The sequence below is a fragment of the Deltaproteobacteria bacterium genome (assembly GCA_016208165.1).
Lineage (GTDB): Bacteria > Desulfobacterota > Desulfarculia > JACQYL01 > JACQYL01 > JACQYL01.
The window spans coordinates 1-15,713 of sequence record JACQYL010000056.1 but is presented as its reverse complement, the minus strand read 5'-3'; the positions used below and the strand labels follow the sequence as shown (position 1 = coordinate 15,713).

Below are 15,713 nucleotides of genomic sequence, written 5' to 3'. Positions count from 1 at the left end.
CGATCACGAGCGTTCAATAAAGCCAAGAGATCGTATATGAAGACTCCGCCAATCGATGCCTTGAGGCGATTAGGAAATAAGAAATACTACTTGCTGAAATGGTATTTTCACTTCAATTATCACATCAGAGATTTACTTAATGGAAACAAGCCCTACTTGCTGGTATATCAAATGGGTAAGGTTGGTTCCAGCACTATAGCGAAATCGTTACTTAAATATCGGAAGGACTATCGTATATGTCAAATTCACACGCTTAGAAAAAGGGTTCTAAAAGACGAAGAATCATTTTTCGTGGATAACTTTGATTTTCTCAAAACAATCGACGAATATATTTTGATCGGTCAATATCTGTCGAAAAGAATAAAGAACAAGTCGGGTAAGACGAAATACAAAATTGTGACTCTGATAAGGGACCCTATTGCAAGAAATATTTCCGCCTTCTTTAACAATCTGGAACGGAGGATCATGCTGCAGCACCCGGTCAATGGGAACGACGTTGGGATAAGTCATAATGTAGAGGAATTAATGGAGCGGTTTTGGAATGATTTCAATCAGCATGACGTCCCGCTGATATGGTTCAACACCGAGTTAAAACGGGCCTTCGGCATTGATGTATATTCGAGGGAATTCCCCAAATCGAAAGGATTCGACACATACCACGGAGAAACAGCCGACGTCTTGTTGATCAGACTCGAGAATCTCAGGGACTGCGCCGGGGAGGCCTTCAGGCAGTTTCTGGGGATTCCGGATTTTACGCTTACGGACGTGAACGTGGGGCACGATAAAGAATACAGCGAAGCCTATGAACGGTTTCTGAGCTCTGTAACCGTACCGCCGTGGTACCTCGAAATGATGTACAATTCCCAGTACGTCCGGCATTTCTACACCAGAGACGAGATTCAGGGGTTTGTGGACAGATGGGGCGTTTCCGCATCGGGTTCAAAAGCACTACCGATGCCGGCGCCCCCGGACACCGAACAGATGAAAAGAGCCAAAAGGACATTGACCTTCAAAGAAGCGCTCATTGTCATTTTCGGTGACGACACGTACAACGGATGTGTGGATCAGTGTGACTCGGAAATCGTCTTGGGCTGGGCCCGGAACTGCCGGTTTCCAAACGAGCGCCTCTCGGTCGAACTGGTCATGGACGGCGAACTCCTGGACACAGTAAAGGCCGATCTCTATCGTGAGGATTTGTTGGAGGCGGGAATCGGCGACGGGAAGCATGCTTTTTATTATGTCATTCCGCCGGCGTTAAAGGACGGTCGATCCCATGCGATCAAAGCAAGAATTGCCGGCACGGATCGACTGCTCATTAACGGAGTCCGGACGGTCCGATTTTGATCGTTCAGACCTTTCCCGTACAGACCGAGAAACGCGAGGAAATCAGGCATTTCTTTGGATGCGTATGGAAAGTGACACCCTGCGTAAATTGCTGTACTATGGGGACGCGTACGAAACAAACAGCAAGGAGTCGCAACCATGTCAGCACAGGGACCGAAGACAGCTCCCAGTAAGAAGTCGATTCAGACGGCCCGGGAAGTATGGCCTTATGTAAAAGAAGATTATACGGCGGCCCACGAGGCCAAGGCGCAAGGAAAGCCCGTTGTGTGGTCTTGCGCCGTAGTGCCTAAGGAGTTGTACTGGGCCATGGGCGTAACCCCCGTGTTTCCCGAGCATTTTGGTGTGATTTCGGGCATGATGCGCCGGGGGGGATCGCGGGACGAAAGCGTGGACAAGGAATCCGTGCGCTTTTCCCGACTGGCGGAATCCGCGGGCTTCGCCAACTACCTCTGCGGGTACGCGCGGGCGAGTATCGGGCACGTGCTGTCTGGCGACCTGTCCGACGCGCCGTTGGGGGGCCTTCCCAAACCGGACCTCATCGTTTCCAGCAGTTTCGTGTGCGACCTCAGAGGCAAATGGTTGCGTTACCTGGCCCAAAAGCTCGAGGTCCCCTTTTTCCTTCTGGACGTTCCGGAACGGGGAAGCGACATTCCTCTGGATACCCCGGGGCTGCGATCCGCCCTTCTGCCCTTCTTCAATCGCATCAAACGCGGGGAACGGAATATCTTCTTTTCTCCGCCGGCGGATCACGAAACCGCCTACACCGAGGCCCAGTTCAGGGCCTTGGCCCGGTTCATCGAGGACGTGACCGGGAACAAATTCGACCAGGACCGTCTCAACGAGGCCCTCGATCTTTCGTATCGAACCAATGAAGTCCGCATGGAGATATTGGAGCTTCGCAAGGCCGTACCCGCGCCCATGGGCGTGGCCGACGGTCTCGCCACCATGTATCCGGGCATGTATACGTCGGGGACGCAACGCGCCTACGACTTCTACGTACGCGTCAGGGACGAACTGAAAGAGCGCGTGGCCAAGGGGCTTGGTATTATTCCGGACGAGAAGTTCCGGCTGTTGTGGTTCGGACTGGCGCCCTGGTTCAACATGTCCCTTTTCAACTATTTCGAGAAGTACGGCGGCGTGTTTGTATACGAGCCTATCTACAACTCGACCCCCTTCCCGCCCCGTACGCCTGAAAAGCCCTTCCGGGAGCTGGCCGTTCGCACGCTGCAGCACGTGGGAGGCGGCATCGGGCCGGGCATGGTCGGCCAGGCGGTGTCCACCCTGGTCAACGCGGCCCACGAATATCGGTGCACCGGCGCGGTCCTGTTCTATCTGATCACCTGCCGTCCCGTGGTGTTCCCCACGACCGAGATCGCCCGCGTGCTGCAGGAAGACCTGGGCATCCCTTCCGTGCCCATCGAGTGCGACCTGATCGACGAACGCACCTACTCGGAAGCCCAGACATTGGCGCGTTTCGACGCCTTCGCGGAACAACTCCTGAAAAGCGCGGCCTAGGCGGGATCTGTTCGCGGAATCTTGGGTATTGTGTCTAAAGAATGCAGAACTACATTGCCCTGATCCACAAAGACGAGGATAGCGATTTCGGGGTGTCGTTTCCGGACTTTCCCGGTTGTTCCACGGCAGGAACCACGATGGACGAGGCCAGGAAGTTCGCCTATGAAGCTTTAGCCCTGCGGATCCAGGGCATGCTTCAACGAGGAGAGGCCATCCCTCGGCCCTCGCGTCTTGAAGAGGTCCTCGACGTTCCGGAATTCTCGGACGCGTTGGCCTTCTTCGTTGTAAGGGTGTCGCTGTCCGTGGAAAAGCCGAAAAAGAAAACGGCCCGTGTCTGTATTTCGGTTCCACAGGACATTCTGGACAAGATAGACGCTTACGCCAAACGCCGGGATATGTCTCGATCGGCTTTTCTGGTGAGCGCCGCCGAAAAAGCCATGGAGGAGAAGTCAGAAGGAAAATGAAATCCGCCGGAATATGAAGCGGCCTTCCGGGAATGCCGAGCCTGGGCTCGGCCCCCCAGTGGAAGAAGGCCGGGAACGCGCCCATGGGATGGCATAGCCGTGGGTATGTGCCGCATTTCGATTGCTTTGGAGTGATGCAATCGATCACGTTTCGTTTGGCCGACTCGCTGCCGCAGGAAAAACTGCGCCGGTTGGAAAAGGAGCTTGCAGACAGGCCGGAGACGGAGCGCGATGCAGTAAGGCGACGCACCATAGAAGCATGGCTTGACGCGGGTATGGGGTGTTGCGCGTTGGGGCGTCCGCAGCTGGCTGCGTTGATGCAGGAGACTCTGTTGAAGTTCGACGGGGATCGTTACCGGCTCCTGGCATGGTGTGTGATGCCCAATCACGTGCATGTGCTGATCGAGCCCTCAGCGCGCTTGTCGAAAGTTGTTCAGTCATGGAAGTCGTTTACGGGTCGCTGGGCCCTGGCGCACAATGCCGAGCTGGGGCTCGGCGTTCCCGGGAAAGGGCTGTGGATGCGGGATTACTGGGATCGGTACATCCGCGACGAGCAGCACATGAACGCCGTGGCGGCCTACATCCATAGCAATCCGGTGGCGGCTCGGCTTTGCCGGTCTGCGGAGGAGTGGCCGTGGTCCAGCGCGGGGTTTGGTGAATCGCCGCCAAACAAGGCATGATGCAGCAAATCCCGATGGGGAGGATCGGGCTGGTATGAAGCGGCGCTCCGGGAACGCCGAGCCCCAGCTCGGCCCCCCAGTGGAAGAAGAAGCCAAGCTTGGGCTTGGCGCGCCCAGGAGGCGAGACCGGGAAACGCGGCCTGACTGAAGACCGACACATCGAGTGGAAGGCGGCCCGGCTGGGCGACCGGATCCAACGGGTAGTGTTTGCGTACCGCACGATAGGTGAAAAGGTAGGGTATGCCACCCAAGAAGCCGCTTAAGAACAGCACGCGGTCATGCTGAACGACCCCCCGGCCCCACGCTTGCCGGCTCGCGCGGCTCTTTCTGCTTCTCAATCCGCTTTCCGTCTGATAAACATAGAAGAATCAGCCACGAATGACGAATCACCAGTAACCGTAACCTGGAGGCCGTCATGCGGAAAAGGATCCCCTGGCTTCTGTTGGCGTTCCCCGTAACCCTCCCTTCGCTTTCCATCGCCGTTGAACGCGGCATAAGAGTTTCCGTCAAAACCCAAGCCGGCGCTTCTATTGCATTGTATGAGGGTTCCCATGCCCTGGTAGTGGGAAACGGGAATTATACGAACGGGTGGGATCCGCTGCCCGGAGGGCTGAAGTCCGTGGAACACCAGGCCGAGGTATTCAATGGCAACGGGCTTGAGGACATCCGACATAGCGGAGTTGATCCAAGGCTCGATCAGTTCCCAAGTCTATAGGCAGGAGGTTTCGATGCCGGAAGGCGCTTGGATGGAAACTTTGGAGCTTGGAGGGAAGGATGAGTCCTGACGGCAAAAGCATGCTCGATAAATGGGTTCTCGGCTTCGTCTCGGTCATTGTGTTGTTTCTGTTGTGCGGCGGGCAAGGTCTTGGCTCACAAAACGCCAGGGGAATCGGAGTGGTGCTTAAGACCGGTTCCGGAGCGGAAGCCAAGGTGGAGAGCATTCCCCTTTATGACCGAATGACCGCCGTGATTATCGGGATCGATGAGTATGGGAACTTGGGGCGTGAATACCACCTCAAGTACGCGGTCAGGGACGCAAAAGGGGTGGCGGAAACCCTGCGCAAGTACTATCCCTTCGAAGAAATCATCGAGCTTTACAACGGGCAGGCCACCCGAGCCAATATTTTGAAGATCCTGCAGGGAGACCTATCCTCCAGCGGTTCGGATGATGCCGTGCTCATCTATTTCGCCTGTCATGGGATTACCCGGTCGACTGCCCAGGGGGACTTGGGATACCTGGTGCCCTTTGACGGTTCCGTGAAAATGGATGAAATGTACAAGAACATCTCCATGCAGCAGATGAAGTCGGACATATCTCCGCTGATTCCGGCCAAGCACGTCCTGTTTATAGCGGACACCTGTTTTGGAGGCCTGCTGCTCGCCACCCGTTTTTCAGGTTTGGAGCCGGAGCACCGGACGGCCTACCTGCGGGAAATCACGCGCGAACCCGTTCGTCAGATCCTTACCGCGGGTGGAAAAGATCAGCAGGTCCTTGACGGGGGAATTGGAGGCCATTCCGTTTTCACGGGTCGGCTTATCGCCGCCCTGGAGGGTGTGCAGGACTTCATTTCCGCTCGCGAGCTGGGATTCAAACTGCAGATGGAGGTCTATGGCGACGCCGCGGCAAGGGGCCACGCGCAGAAGCCCCTGGTTGGAGAGATTTACGGGACCGGAGATTTCGTGTTCGTGCCGGACTCGGCCAAACGGGATGCGAGGGAAAAGGGCGTTGTGGAACGGCTGGAAGCCGAGCTGGCCGAATTGGAGCGACTCAGGAAATCGGCGGAGGAGCAGGAGGAAGAGGCCCGGCTCCGGGAATTGGAACGGGAGACACTCGAAAAAGAGGCGGCCGTCAAGTTGGCCCGGCTGCGGCAGGAGGCGGCCGGCAGGGAGGCGGAGCGCCGGGCGAGCATGGAGGAAGAAGCCCGGCGAAGCGCGGCCGAACTGGAAGTCCGGGAGAAGGAACGCCTGGAACGCCTCGCCTACCTCGAGGCCAAGGCGGAACAACTCCGGCGGGAAGTCGAGAAGCCCCACCAGGTTATCGGATTGGCCGAATGCGTAAAGGAAATCCACGGGATCAACGAGACCATCGTGCTGCTTGAAAAGGACTTCGCGCAAGAGCGGAGGGAACAGCAGGAACGAATTCAGGAGGAGTATCGTGCGAAGACCGAACGCATCGCGGGTCAACAGGTGGACCCTTGGGACAAGATGTTCGAGACCGAGGCGGAGTACAGGAAGCGTTTGGAAGCGCATCAAAACAGGGAGAAGGGACTGACACAGGAACGGGCTTCCAAGGAACTCGAAGTGAACGATCGGTTGGAAAAAGACCTGGAAGCCCAGAAAGAGCCTCTGCGTGAGCAGGTCCGGAAACTCACGGAACGTCGCTTCGACGTGTCCCCTTCCCGGGTGGAGTTCCAACTGCTTGCGTACGTGCCCGAGCAAGGCCATTTTGAGCTCCAGGTGAATTTGAAAGACACCGGGATTTCCTCGCCGGACGGAAAGGAATGGTTGACGTTATCCGGTACGCTCCCCGTTGCGGACCGGAGTCGCGCCAGACAATTTTACCGGCATCCGGACCTCCTGGTTGCCTCCGTGACCCTGCGCGTTTCGGAGGCGGGTCATATCGTTTTGGACCGCCTTGTTTTTCTGGGACCGGAAAAAGAACAGTACGAAACGGCGGGCATGGACGTCGGGTGGATCGAGCCCGTCACGGCCATGAAGTTCGCGTGGGTCCCCGGCGGATGCTACGAAATGGGTTGCGGGAGCTGGACAAGCGATTGTGACGGTGATGAGCAGCCAGTGCACGAGGTGTGTTTAGACGGGTTCTGGATGGGAAGGTACGAGGTGACGCAAGGCCAATGGAAAAAGATCATGGGAAGCAACCCTTCGTATTTCAAGAAAGACGACCACTATCCGGTTGACCAAGTCTCCTGGAACGACGCCGAGGAGTTCATCGAAAAGCTGAATGCCCGGTCTTCGGGCGGTCAATACCGCCTGCCCACGGAAGCCGAGTGGGAATATGCGTGCCGGAGCGGCGGTAAGGCGGACAAATACTCCGGCGGGAGCGACGTGGAACGCGTGGCGTGGTACACATCGAACAGCGGTAATTCAACCCACCCTGTGGGTACAAAGGCTTCCAACGGTCTCGGGATCCACGACATGAGCGGCAACGTGTGGGAATGGTGCGAAGACTGGTATTCGCAGCATGCGTATTCTAAACATCGGCGCGACAATCCTATATTTACGACAGGCGGCTCCAGCCGCGTGATCCACGGCGGCAGTTGGGACAATATCCCGGGGAGCATTCGGTGCGCCGATCGGGACTTCTACACGCCGGGCATCAGGTACCGCTACCTCGGGTTCCGCCTTGTGCGCGAGCCTTAGATGCCAGACTTTTCCATGAAATGGATTAAACGGGGGGTACCTCGTCCAGCAGCACAAGTCGAACGAGCGTATCGAGACCTCATCGGACAGGGTAGCAGAGCTATCCTCTGAATGCCTCTTTCAACCGTTCCATCATGATCTGGCAAATCCTTCCGTCCGCATCCATCATCGAGCGATCCAACATCCAGCCCTTGGAAAACCGAAATGTCGTATACTTGTTCTCGTAATCGTTTTCGCGCGTGAAAGAGCGGAATGTGAGCCGATTCCCGGAAGGGCAAACGATCATTGCTTTGAGCCATCGTTTTTCCCAAGGTTCCCGGCAAGCCACAATCCGGAGGTCCCGACAGTCCCACCACTCTGCGTCTTCCGAGCCACGCGAGAGCGTCTCTCGAAATAGCTCCTGTGCCCTCTCCGGGCTCATCTTAGCGCTATCCCGAGGATCTATTGACTTTCCGGGCCATCGCCAATATTCGTCCGCGAAGAGGCCGTTCGCCTGTGCCTCTACCATCATTTTGAGAGCAGCGTCAGCGGGCATCGACCAGAAATGACCCTGCTCAAAATAGAACCTCCTGTTGGTGTTACTTGGCCGTTTTTGACGCCAAACCACCGTGTGGTAGTCCGTATCAAGACGAAGCTTTAATGCCAAAGTTACGCCGAGAGCTTCATTTACGACTTTCGAAGTATCGCGATACTCTGCCATTCTGTCAGCTCCTACTTAGATCCCTTCTCGATCCATGGAATGGTCAAATAGCTCGACTATTTGTTGAGAATTTGGTGGACCAATTTGACCACTTTTTCCTGGTCTTTGATTAGCTCCTTCGATGAACAATTAATGAAGCTTGTTTGGGTTTTCTTCGGGTTGACGAAATCGTCAGCTCGATCATAGCCCCATTTTCCAAGGAAAATCAGAAGACCTGGTTCTAGCAAATCAAGCCAGCGTTCGAAATGAGGACGACAATTGTTGATGACGCCTTGGGCCGGGTGATGCTTGTCCTTCGTCATTCTGCAACGCACGACATTAAAAAACGCAATATCATCCAAACCAACTTCACATTCATCGAATGGAAATTTTTTGATGATCCACCACTTCGGCATGTAATCTTCTAGTAATACCGTGAGTTCCTCCTTGAGTTCCGGGGTTGGTTTGCGTTTCAGCCTTCGAAGCACATCCGTGTAAGCGGCGTCTTGTTCCCTATGTTCCGGTTTGCAAACCGCAGGGTTTCGGCCGACAAGTACAAGCCCCTTTGGGCGATAGTTCCGGCCGATGAATCCTGGTTGTGGCACGTTTTCCCCCGAATCGCGAAGAAGATTGGAACTCGTTCTAGTCGTGCATGCTTCGCAAGAGACAATCCGTGCAAACTCCTTGGCGATGTCCATATGTCAGGCTCCTTTTCCAACTCGTCCTGATTGCTTTGCCCTCTCTTTCTATCTTGCACTACCAAGCCTCATACCTCGATTTTGTAATACAAAAAGCGGATTATGTCAAGTTGACGTTTTCAACAGATCCAATTTTTCAAGGAATTGAGTTGTCGTCGTGACAGACGATCGTCGGCATGTTTTACTATCTGCAAAATCGAGAAAGGCTTCCTCCAGAAAGGAAATCACGATCTGAAAAAACCATCAGAGCGGCGGAAATATCATTTTTTGCATGCATATATTTCATTGTGACAAATATGATTCGCCGAGACACGAAAGCAAAACAGGCAAGATCGTACAATATGTAGTTTCAACCCGGCGATTTCCCGTGCGGCCGAAACCATGAGTATGATCCCGAAGGAAGCGACGGCGTCCGGTGAATCGCCATCAAAGAAGGCATGATGCAGCAGCTTCTAACAGGAAGGATTCGGCTGGTATGAAAGAGCACTCCGGGAACGCCGAGCCCCGGCTCGGCCCATCAGTGGAACCGGAAGCCAAGCTGGGGCTTGGCGCGCCCAGGAGGAAGTCCGAGAACGCGCCCATGGGATGGCATAGCCGTGGCTATGTGCCGCATTTCGATTCCTTTGGGGTGATGCATTGGATCGCGTTTGCATCCTCCTCTCCGACATGGAGGCGGGCGATCAAACAAGGCATGATGCAGCAGCTCCTGAGGGGGAGGATTCGGCTGGTATGAAAGAGCACTCCGGGAACGCCGAGCCCCGGCTCGGCCCATCGGTGGAAGAAGAAGCCAAGCTGGGGCTTGGCGCGCCCAGGGGCGGGACTGGGAAGGCGCCCATGGGATGGCATAGCAGACGCGAGGTACGCGTCACGCCCCGCCACCAAAAACAAAAGGGCTACAGATTACCTGTAACCCTTTCATTCTTTGCTGGTGCCGAGGGACGGAATTGAACCGCCGACACGGGGATTTTCAGTCCCCTGCTCTACCGACTGAGCTACCTCGGCGCAAGGTTCCCATTTATAGGAACGCGGGGGAAATTGTCAAGCTTTTTCGAGGGAATTTTAGGGCGCGGGGGCGCGCTGTGGGTTATGCGCCGCCGGACTTCTTCGGCTCTTCCAATGACCCGCTCCGCCAACGGCGGTGCGGCAATGCTTAATAAGTTTGAAGGGAGTCCGAGGGAAACTTCTCAAAGTTTCCCTCGGCATGCTACTTCTTATCTTCACTTTCCAGGTCCGGAATCGCGTCCAGGAGTTCGTCGTCGGAAAGGTCCAACGCGTCTTCGAGTTTCCACTCGTTGAGATCGTTGGCCAGATCCTCCGCGCGTGCGGTGGTCTGTTTGGGTTGCTCCGCGTTCGCAGTGGGTCGTCCTGCGGCGCTTTCATCGAGAAGCTCGAATTCGTCCAGATCGTCCAAACTGAGGTCTTCTTCGTCAATCGAGGTCAGCTCGAGATCGTTTTCATGCAAGCCCGACGTGTCCTGAAGAAGGTCCTGCATATCGATGGAAAACGCGGCGCCTTCACCCGGAGGGGGAAGCTTGGATTCCGGTGATGGAGTTTCGGGCGTGTCGGAGAGGAAGGCCGGATCGCCTTCGGAAAGCTCGAACTCGTCGAGATCCAAGTCCGAAGGGCCCTGTTGCCGGATCGGTTCAGGGGTTACGGAAGGCGCGGGTCCTCGCGCGGAGGGCTCCGCTGCGAAGCGCTTGGCGCCTCCGGAGTCGTCAAAATCGAATTCGATAGGACCCAGATCGCCCGATCCGCTCTGTCCTCCCTCGAGGGGAGCGCGAGCGTCTCCGAGACCCAGCTCGAGTTGCTCGGTCGAAAAACCAAGATCGGATTCCTCGAACAAGTCGCTGTCCGAAAAAACGAGTTCTTCGTTCGATTCCGCTTCAGGCTCCTGGAACGTGAAATCCGACTTATCCGAGCGGGCGGTGGACTCCGCAACGGCCGGCCCCAGCAGGGTTTCCGATTTGGAAGAAGGCATCAGCCCCAGACCGAGCTTCCTTCTAGTCTCCCTCAGGTCGGTGCTGCATTGCCGACAAGAGTCCAGGTAGTCGAACGAAATGAAGCCGCACTTAGGACACTTCATAATGGTCCCTCCTCAGATTGGATGAAGCGCTTCCAGGGCCGCGAAGCGGGTTGCCAAGGTCTCCGAACCGATACTGAACAATCGCCATGGCGGAAAGGGCGGCCGTTTCCGCTCTGAGCACCCTCGAACCCAGGTGGGCCGTGGCGAAACCCATTCGAGCGGCCGCGGCAACTTCTTCCGTGTCGAACCCCCCCTCAGGGCCGACGACGAGCATGATCCGGGATTCGGGCGACACGGCCTCGAGGACCTCCTTGAAAGGTGTGCAAGGTTTTTCCCAGAGAAGGATGCCATGGTGCGTGGCCGAAACCTCCGACAGGAAGGTATTGAAATCCACGGGAGGCGACAGGCGGGGAAGCCTCACTCGGCCGCATTGTTTGAGGGCTTCGATGAGAATGCGCTGACTTCGCTCCAGCCAATGGCTGCCGTCCTTTCCCGATAAGACAACGGATCGGGGCGTGTAGAAGGGCTTTATCTCGGAAACGCCCAGTTCCGTGGCCTTTTGAAGAATCCATTTCATCTTTTCGTTTCGGATCATGGCCAAGGCAAGGCCAAGGTCCAGTTGCGATTCCGTATCCACGCGCCGGCGACCGATGAGACGGACCCGGATTCGATCCTTCCCCGTTTCCTCGACCAGTCCTTCGTACGCCCCGCCCTCCCCGTCCAAAATCAGGATTTCCGTTCCGGATTTAATGCGCAACGTCACTCGCAGATGATGCGCTTCGGATCCCTCCAGCGTCGCCCATCCACTCTGAATCCGATCCGGAGGGGCGAAAAAGCGTCTTAACGGCGGCCGAGTTCGAGGCAAACCCATTCCCCACCATAACGGCGTCGCAGAACCTCGAGGGGTTTGAAAAACGCCACGATTTCATCGCCCTGTTCCCTCAAAAGGCCGGAGAGAATCAATCGACCGGAGGGATCGGTGCATCGGATCAGATCCGGAGCGGTGTTCTGCAGCGTTTTGAAATCCAGGTTGGCCGTCACCAGGTCGAACATGCCTTGCACTTGGTCCGTACCTCCCCGCCGCACCTTGACGCGATCTTCTAAATGATTGACGGATATGTTTTTGCGTGCGATGGCTACGGCGTCGGGATCGATATCGATAGCGAGCACCTGAGTGAAACCCGCCAGAGCGCCGGCCATGGCCAGAATGCCGGTGCCCGTGCCCACATCGAGCATGGTGGACATGGGCGAAGCGGACGAGTCCCGAACAAGCGCGGCGTCTTCGATGGACTGGAGGCACAGGGCGGTCGTGTCGTGTTGCCCGGTTCCGAAGGCGCGCCCGGGATCCAGTACCAGAACCTGTTCACCGGGTTCCTCGTGGTATTCCTCCCAAGAGGGTCGAATGGTCAGACGCTGCGTGGCTTTGAAGGGACGAAAATAGGCTTTCCAGTTTTCGGCCCAGTTCTCGTCGTTCAGTGTGGACTGGGATAACCCGGCTTTGCCGCATTCGGGAAAGGCCCGGGCCACGCGGTCCAGGATGTGTTGGATGTCCGACGCCGGGGACGTGGAGGGCGCGTTTCCATTGGAGTACACTTTGAGCAAGACCCGGCCGCCGGGCTCGTCGATCACTTCGACGCCTGTGAGGCCGTATTCAAAGAGAAGCGCGACGAGGGCGTCCTCCTGTTCTTTTGGGGCCTGTATGGAGAACACGCGCCATGGATTCATTGAAGCACCGTTTTTTCAATCGACAAATACGGGACGTTGTTTAATCCTGAAAAAGCTTGACAGGGCCGGGAGGCGCCGGTATCATTCCTCTGAATGAAGCATCATTCAGAGGCGTCCCTACCCGACCGAATATACTATGAAACGTAATAGTGATAAGTATAACCGAATTATTGAGGCCGCTGTCAAGGTATTCGCCCGAAAGGGCTTTTACAATGCCAAAGTCTCCGAAATCGCCAAGGAGGCCAAAGTAGCCGACGGCACCATCTACCTCTACTTCCAGAATAAGGACGATATCCTGATCAGTCTTTTCGAAGTGGCGATGGAAAAGATTCTCAGGAACATGAAAGGCCGGTTGAGTCAGATCTCGGATCCCATCGAGAAAATCGAACTTTTTGCCGCCGTGCACCTGGAACTCGTCGAGAATTCCAAGGAGTTGGCCGAGGTGATCCAGGTGGAAATACGTCAGAGCAGCAAATTCATGAAGGAGTACAGGAACGATAAATTCATTGATTATTTGAACCTGATCGCGGATATTGTCCGGGAAGGACAAGCCAAGGGCGTGTTTCGTAAGGACATCGTGCCCGGAATCGCTAAAAGAGCCTTTTTCGGAGCGTTGGACGAAATGTCCAGGTACTGGGTCCTGTCCACCAGGCGGAGCTATTCCCCGCAGGTTGCGGCCGAGCAAATCAGCCGCATTTTTGTCAGCGGACTGATTCCGCATCCCAATCATCCGTCCCAGGGCGAGTGATGGGACGAACAGAGGGAAGGAAGTGGAACTGCCGCACCGTGACGAGAGGCGAAGCCGCCGCGAAGCGGAAAGGATCAGGGCCCGAGAGGAGCGTCGAGCGCGGGTGAACATCGCATGGGACACGAATCTCTTTGCGTTTGAGGCGCATATTCGATTGTAGGCCAAGGAAATGAAAAACCCGTTCAGGGAAAGGAGGAGCAGGTGGACATTATAGTATGCATCAAACAGGTACCCGACACGGAGACACAGATTAAGATCGATTCCGCAGGCACGGACGTCGTGAAAGACGATATAAAGTGGATCATGAATCCTTACGACGAATTCGGCGTCGAGGAAGCATTGCGGCTGAAAGAAAAGCACGGCGGCTCCGTCACCGTGGTCAGCGTGGGACCTAAACGGGCCACGGAAGCCATCCGCACGGCGTTGGCCATGGGAGCCGACAAGGGAATGCTTCTGAATGACCAGGCGTTTGAAAACGGGGATTCTTTCAGTGCGGCGAAGGCCCTGGCCGCGGCTATCAAAACCCTTCCCCACAGCGTGATTTTTTGCGGTCAACGCGCCATAGACGATGATAACGCCACGGCTGGCGCGGCTCTGGCGCATTACCTGGGCATTCCTCAGGTTTGCGTGGTGACCAAAGTCGAGGTGGCCTCGGATGGGGCGTCGCTTACCGCTACCCGGCCCGTCGAAGGTGGCAATCTGTTGATTCGAGCCCAGCTTCCTTGTGTGCTGACGACCCAAAAAGGGTTGAACGAGCCTCGATACGCTTCTCTCCCTGGGATCATGAAGGCCAAGAAAAAACCTCTCGAGGAAAAATCAGCGGGCGACCTTGGACTGGATCCTTCCACCGTCGGCGCCGCCGGCAGCAAAACGCGCATTCGAAAGCTGACGCCGCCCCCGACGCGAAAAGCCGGACAAATTGTGCAAGGCGAAACCGTGGAGGAGAAATCCGCCAAGCTGGTCAAGCTCCTTCATGACGAGGCAAAAGTGGTCTAGAGCGTCGGAGCAGGCGCCCGGCGTTGACGGCCCGAACGAGCGGGCCCATTGGATGCGGATCGCATCAAAAGACCAGGAACGGATAAGAAGATAAGGAGAACGACCAACATGGCTAAGAATATATGTACCATAGCGGAGCAACGGAACGGGGAATTGCGTAAAATCACATACGAAACCGTAAGTGAAGCCCGGAGGCTGGCCGACAGGACGGGTGGAAGCGTAACGACGATTTTGCTGGGCGGGCCCGGCATCGGTTCGAAAGCCGCCGGCCTCGGCGCGTATGGCGCCGATGCGGTGATCGTGGCTGAAGACGAGGCGCTCTCGAAATACACCACCGACGCGTATTGCCAGGTAATCGCCGCGCTGGTGAAAGAGAAAAGCCCCTCGATTCTGATCATGGGCGCTTCTTCCGAGGGCAAGGATCTTTCCTCGAGATTGGCGGCGGCCCTGGATGCCGGCCTGGCCATGGACTGCACGGCGCTCGATCTGGACGACAATCAGAATCTCGTGGCCACACGCCCCATGTATGCGGGCAAGGTGTTTGCAGAAACGAAATTCGCCGACGGCTGCCTCCAGATGGCGACAACTCGTCCCAATGTCATTTCCGTGGCCGAGCCGGACCAATCGCGTTCCGCCGCGGTGGAGAAAACCCCTGTAAGTTTGGATGCCGGAAGTCTGAAAACGGAACTCCTCGATGTAATGGCGGATACAAGCGGAAAAGCGGATCTGACCGAAGCGGAGATCATTGTTTCGGGCGGGCGCGGTATGAAGGACGGCGAAAACTTCCGCATTCTCGAAGAGCTGGCGGATGTGCTGGGCGCCACGGTAGGCGCTTCGCGATCGGCCGTGGACGCGGGCTGGCGGCCTCATCGCGATCAGGTCGGGCAGACCGGAAAAGTGGTCACGCCGAATCTGTATATTGCATGCGGTATTTCGGGATCGATTCAGCACCTGGCCGGCATGGCGTCGTCCAAAGTGATTGTCGCCATCAACAAGGACCCGGACGCCCCCATCTTCCAGAAAGCGGATTACGGTATCGTAGGGGACCTGTTTGACTACGTTCCCGTGCTCACGGAAGAGTTCAAGAAAATCAAGTCAGAGTAACTTACATGACCGGAGAAATCCCGCTGTGGCGGGATTCTCCCGGCCTTCCCGTATGGGCTTCCCCCCGTTTCGCACGGCGAGCCCGGACACGCGCCGGCGCCATCTCCAGACAGAGAAGAAGATCGTTATTCGCAGGGAAGCGGATCTGAAACCGTTTCCTCCCCTACCCCCTTTTGAACTCTTTCGGGCCGGTGTCGGTTTGAGGGTTCGACAAGCGCCGCTTAATCGAATACCAGTGAAGAACTCGGCGCACCGGCGCCGGATTTCCGGTTCTTTCCCGAGGCCGGCATACGTTGGTGCAGGCGCTTTCCGGAGTTACGTCTAGACAGAGGACGCCTTTGGTGAAGACGAAGAAG

At 56.3% G+C, this 15,713-nt stretch carries 16 protein-coding genes and 1 tRNA gene; 11 read left to right on the top strand and 6 right to left on the bottom strand.

Features of this window, described 5'->3' with window-relative positions; all coding sequences use genetic code 11:
* The first annotated feature begins 36 nt into the window (after positions 1-36).
* The 7 genes from HY788_12405 to HY788_12375 all read left to right on the top strand — a co-directional run bounded on the left by HY788_12405 (position 37) and on the right by HY788_12375 (position 7,384).
* Positions 37-1,344, top strand: coding sequence for a hypothetical protein (locus tag HY788_12405; GenBank protein ID MBI4774958.1), 1,308 nt, complete (start codon positions 37-39; stop codon positions 1,342-1,344).
* A gap of 138 nt (positions 1,345-1,482) precedes the next feature.
* Positions 1,483-2,859: a 2-hydroxyacyl-CoA dehydratase gene (locus HY788_12400; protein ID MBI4774957.1), complete on the top strand. Its 1,377-nt coding sequence runs from the start codon at positions 1,483-1,485 to the stop codon at positions 2,857-2,859.
* Between the two features lie 41 nt (positions 2,860-2,900).
* Positions 2,901-3,323 carry a type II toxin-antitoxin system HicB family antitoxin gene (locus HY788_12395; GenBank protein ID MBI4774956.1) on the top strand — a complete coding sequence of 141 codons (423 nt, stop codon included), beginning with the start codon at positions 2,901-2,903 and terminating at the stop codon, positions 3,321-3,323.
* A gap of 83 nt (positions 3,324-3,406) precedes the next feature.
* Positions 3,407-4,003 (top strand): transposase, encoded by a 597-nt coding sequence (locus tag HY788_12390; GenBank protein ID MBI4774955.1) that lies wholly within the window; start codon positions 3,407-3,409, stop codon positions 4,001-4,003.
* 98 nt (positions 4,004-4,101) lie between these two features.
* Positions 4,102-4,266, top strand: coding sequence for a hypothetical protein (locus HY788_12385; protein MBI4774954.1), 165 nt, complete (start codon positions 4,102-4,104; stop codon positions 4,264-4,266).
* Between the two features lie 152 nt (positions 4,267-4,418).
* Complete coding sequence (locus HY788_12380) at positions 4,419-4,718, top strand: hypothetical protein (protein MBI4774953.1); 300 nt, start codon at positions 4,419-4,421, stop codon at positions 4,716-4,718.
* Positions 4,719-4,777: 59 nt separating this feature from the next.
* The gene (locus HY788_12375) at positions 4,778-7,384 is read left to right on the top strand and encodes an SUMF1/EgtB/PvdO family nonheme iron enzyme (protein ID MBI4774952.1); all 2,607 of its coding nucleotides are present in this window, start codon (positions 4,778-4,780) and stop codon (positions 7,382-7,384) included.
* Positions 7,385-7,484: 100 nt separating this feature from the next.
* On the opposite strand, the gene HY788_12370 is transcribed toward HY788_12375, so the two are convergent.
* Together HY788_12370 and HY788_12365 are read right to left on the bottom strand one after the other, a co-directional pair.
* Positions 7,485-8,084 carry a hypothetical protein gene (locus tag HY788_12370; protein ID MBI4774951.1) on the bottom strand — a complete coding sequence of 200 codons (600 nt, stop codon included), beginning with the start codon at positions 8,082-8,084 and terminating at the stop codon, positions 7,485-7,487.
* 56 nt (positions 8,085-8,140) lie between these two features.
* Complete coding sequence (locus HY788_12365) at positions 8,141-8,761, bottom strand: hypothetical protein (GenBank protein ID MBI4774950.1); 621 nt, start codon at positions 8,759-8,761, stop codon at positions 8,141-8,143.
* Positions 8,762-9,236: 475 nt separating this feature from the next.
* Between HY788_12365 and HY788_12360 the strand changes: the two genes are divergently transcribed.
* Entirely contained in the window at positions 9,237-9,494 is a 258-nt protein-coding gene (locus HY788_12360) for a hypothetical protein (protein ID MBI4774949.1), read from the top strand.
* A gap of 193 nt (positions 9,495-9,687) precedes the next feature.
* On the opposite strand, the gene HY788_12355 is transcribed toward HY788_12360, so the two are convergent.
* The 4 genes from HY788_12355 to HY788_12340 all read right to left on the bottom strand — a co-directional run bounded on the left by HY788_12355 (position 9,688) and on the right by HY788_12340 (position 12,509).
* Positions 9,688-9,763: transfer RNA gene (locus HY788_12355), tRNA-Phe, on the bottom strand.
* Positions 9,764-9,965: 202 nt separating this feature from the next.
* Positions 9,966-10,844 (bottom strand): hypothetical protein, encoded by an 879-nt coding sequence (locus HY788_12350; GenBank protein MBI4774948.1) that lies wholly within the window; start codon positions 10,842-10,844, stop codon positions 9,966-9,968.
* Positions 10,831-11,649, bottom strand: a complete 819-nt coding sequence (locus tag HY788_12345) for a 16S rRNA (uracil(1498)-N(3))-methyltransferase (protein MBI4774947.1) — start codon at positions 11,647-11,649, stop codon at positions 10,831-10,833. Before HY788_12345 ends, HY788_12350 begins: the two co-directional genes overlap by 14 nt.
* Complete coding sequence (locus tag HY788_12340) at positions 11,625-12,509, bottom strand: 50S ribosomal protein L11 methyltransferase (protein MBI4774946.1); 885 nt, start codon at positions 12,507-12,509, stop codon at positions 11,625-11,627. Before HY788_12340 ends, HY788_12345 begins: the two co-directional genes overlap by 25 nt.
* A 136-nt stretch (positions 12,510-12,645) precedes the next feature.
* Here HY788_12340 and HY788_12335 point away from each other — a divergent pair, with 136 nt between their 5' ends.
* From HY788_12335 to HY788_12325, 3 genes are all read left to right on the top strand, one after another.
* On the top strand, positions 12,646-13,257 hold the full coding sequence (locus HY788_12335) for a TetR/AcrR family transcriptional regulator (protein MBI4774945.1): 612 nt from the start codon (positions 12,646-12,648) through the stop codon (positions 13,255-13,257).
* A gap of 201 nt (positions 13,258-13,458) precedes the next feature.
* Positions 13,459-14,253 carry an electron transfer flavoprotein subunit beta/FixA family protein gene (locus HY788_12330; GenBank protein MBI4774944.1) on the top strand — a complete coding sequence of 265 codons (795 nt, stop codon included), beginning with the start codon at positions 13,459-13,461 and terminating at the stop codon, positions 14,251-14,253.
* 108 nt (positions 14,254-14,361) lie between these two features.
* Positions 14,362-15,357, top strand: a complete 996-nt coding sequence (locus HY788_12325) for an electron transfer flavoprotein subunit alpha/FixB family protein (GenBank protein ID MBI4774943.1) — start codon at positions 14,362-14,364, stop codon at positions 15,355-15,357.
* Positions 15,358-15,713: the final 356 nt, after the last annotated feature.

Coding starts and splice junctions, on each gene's coding strand:
- HY788_12400 (MBI4774957.1), top strand. CDS start 1,483: ATGTCAGCACAGGGACCGAAGACAGCTCCCAGTAAGAAGTCGATTCAG.
- HY788_12375 (MBI4774952.1), top strand. CDS start 4,778: ATGAGTCCTGACGGCAAAAGCATGCTCGATAAATGGGTTCTCGGCTTC.
- HY788_12405 (MBI4774958.1), top strand. CDS start 37: ATGAAGACTCCGCCAATCGATGCCTTGAGGCGATTAGGAAATAAGAAA.
- HY788_12340 (MBI4774946.1), bottom strand. CDS start 12,509: ATGAATCCATGGCGCGTGTTCTCCATACAGGCCCCAAAAGAACAGGAG.
- HY788_12325 (MBI4774943.1), top strand. CDS start 14,362: ATGGCTAAGAATATATGTACCATAGCGGAGCAACGGAACGGGGAATTG.
- HY788_12360 (MBI4774949.1), top strand. CDS start 9,237: ATGAAAGAGCACTCCGGGAACGCCGAGCCCCGGCTCGGCCCATCAGTG.
- HY788_12350 (MBI4774948.1), bottom strand. CDS start 10,844: ATGAAGTGTCCTAAGTGCGGCTTCATTTCGTTCGACTACCTGGACTCT.
- HY788_12380 (MBI4774953.1), top strand. CDS start 4,419: ATGCGGAAAAGGATCCCCTGGCTTCTGTTGGCGTTCCCCGTAACCCTC.
- HY788_12390 (MBI4774955.1), top strand. CDS start 3,407: ATGGGATGGCATAGCCGTGGGTATGTGCCGCATTTCGATTGCTTTGGA.
- HY788_12370 (MBI4774951.1), bottom strand. CDS start 8,084: ATGGCAGAGTATCGCGATACTTCGAAAGTCGTAAATGAAGCTCTCGGC.
- HY788_12365 (MBI4774950.1), bottom strand. CDS start 8,761: ATGGACATCGCCAAGGAGTTTGCACGGATTGTCTCTTGCGAAGCATGC.
- HY788_12395 (MBI4774956.1), top strand. CDS start 2,901: ATGCAGAACTACATTGCCCTGATCCACAAAGACGAGGATAGCGATTTC.
- HY788_12335 (MBI4774945.1), top strand. CDS start 12,646: ATGAAACGTAATAGTGATAAGTATAACCGAATTATTGAGGCCGCTGTC.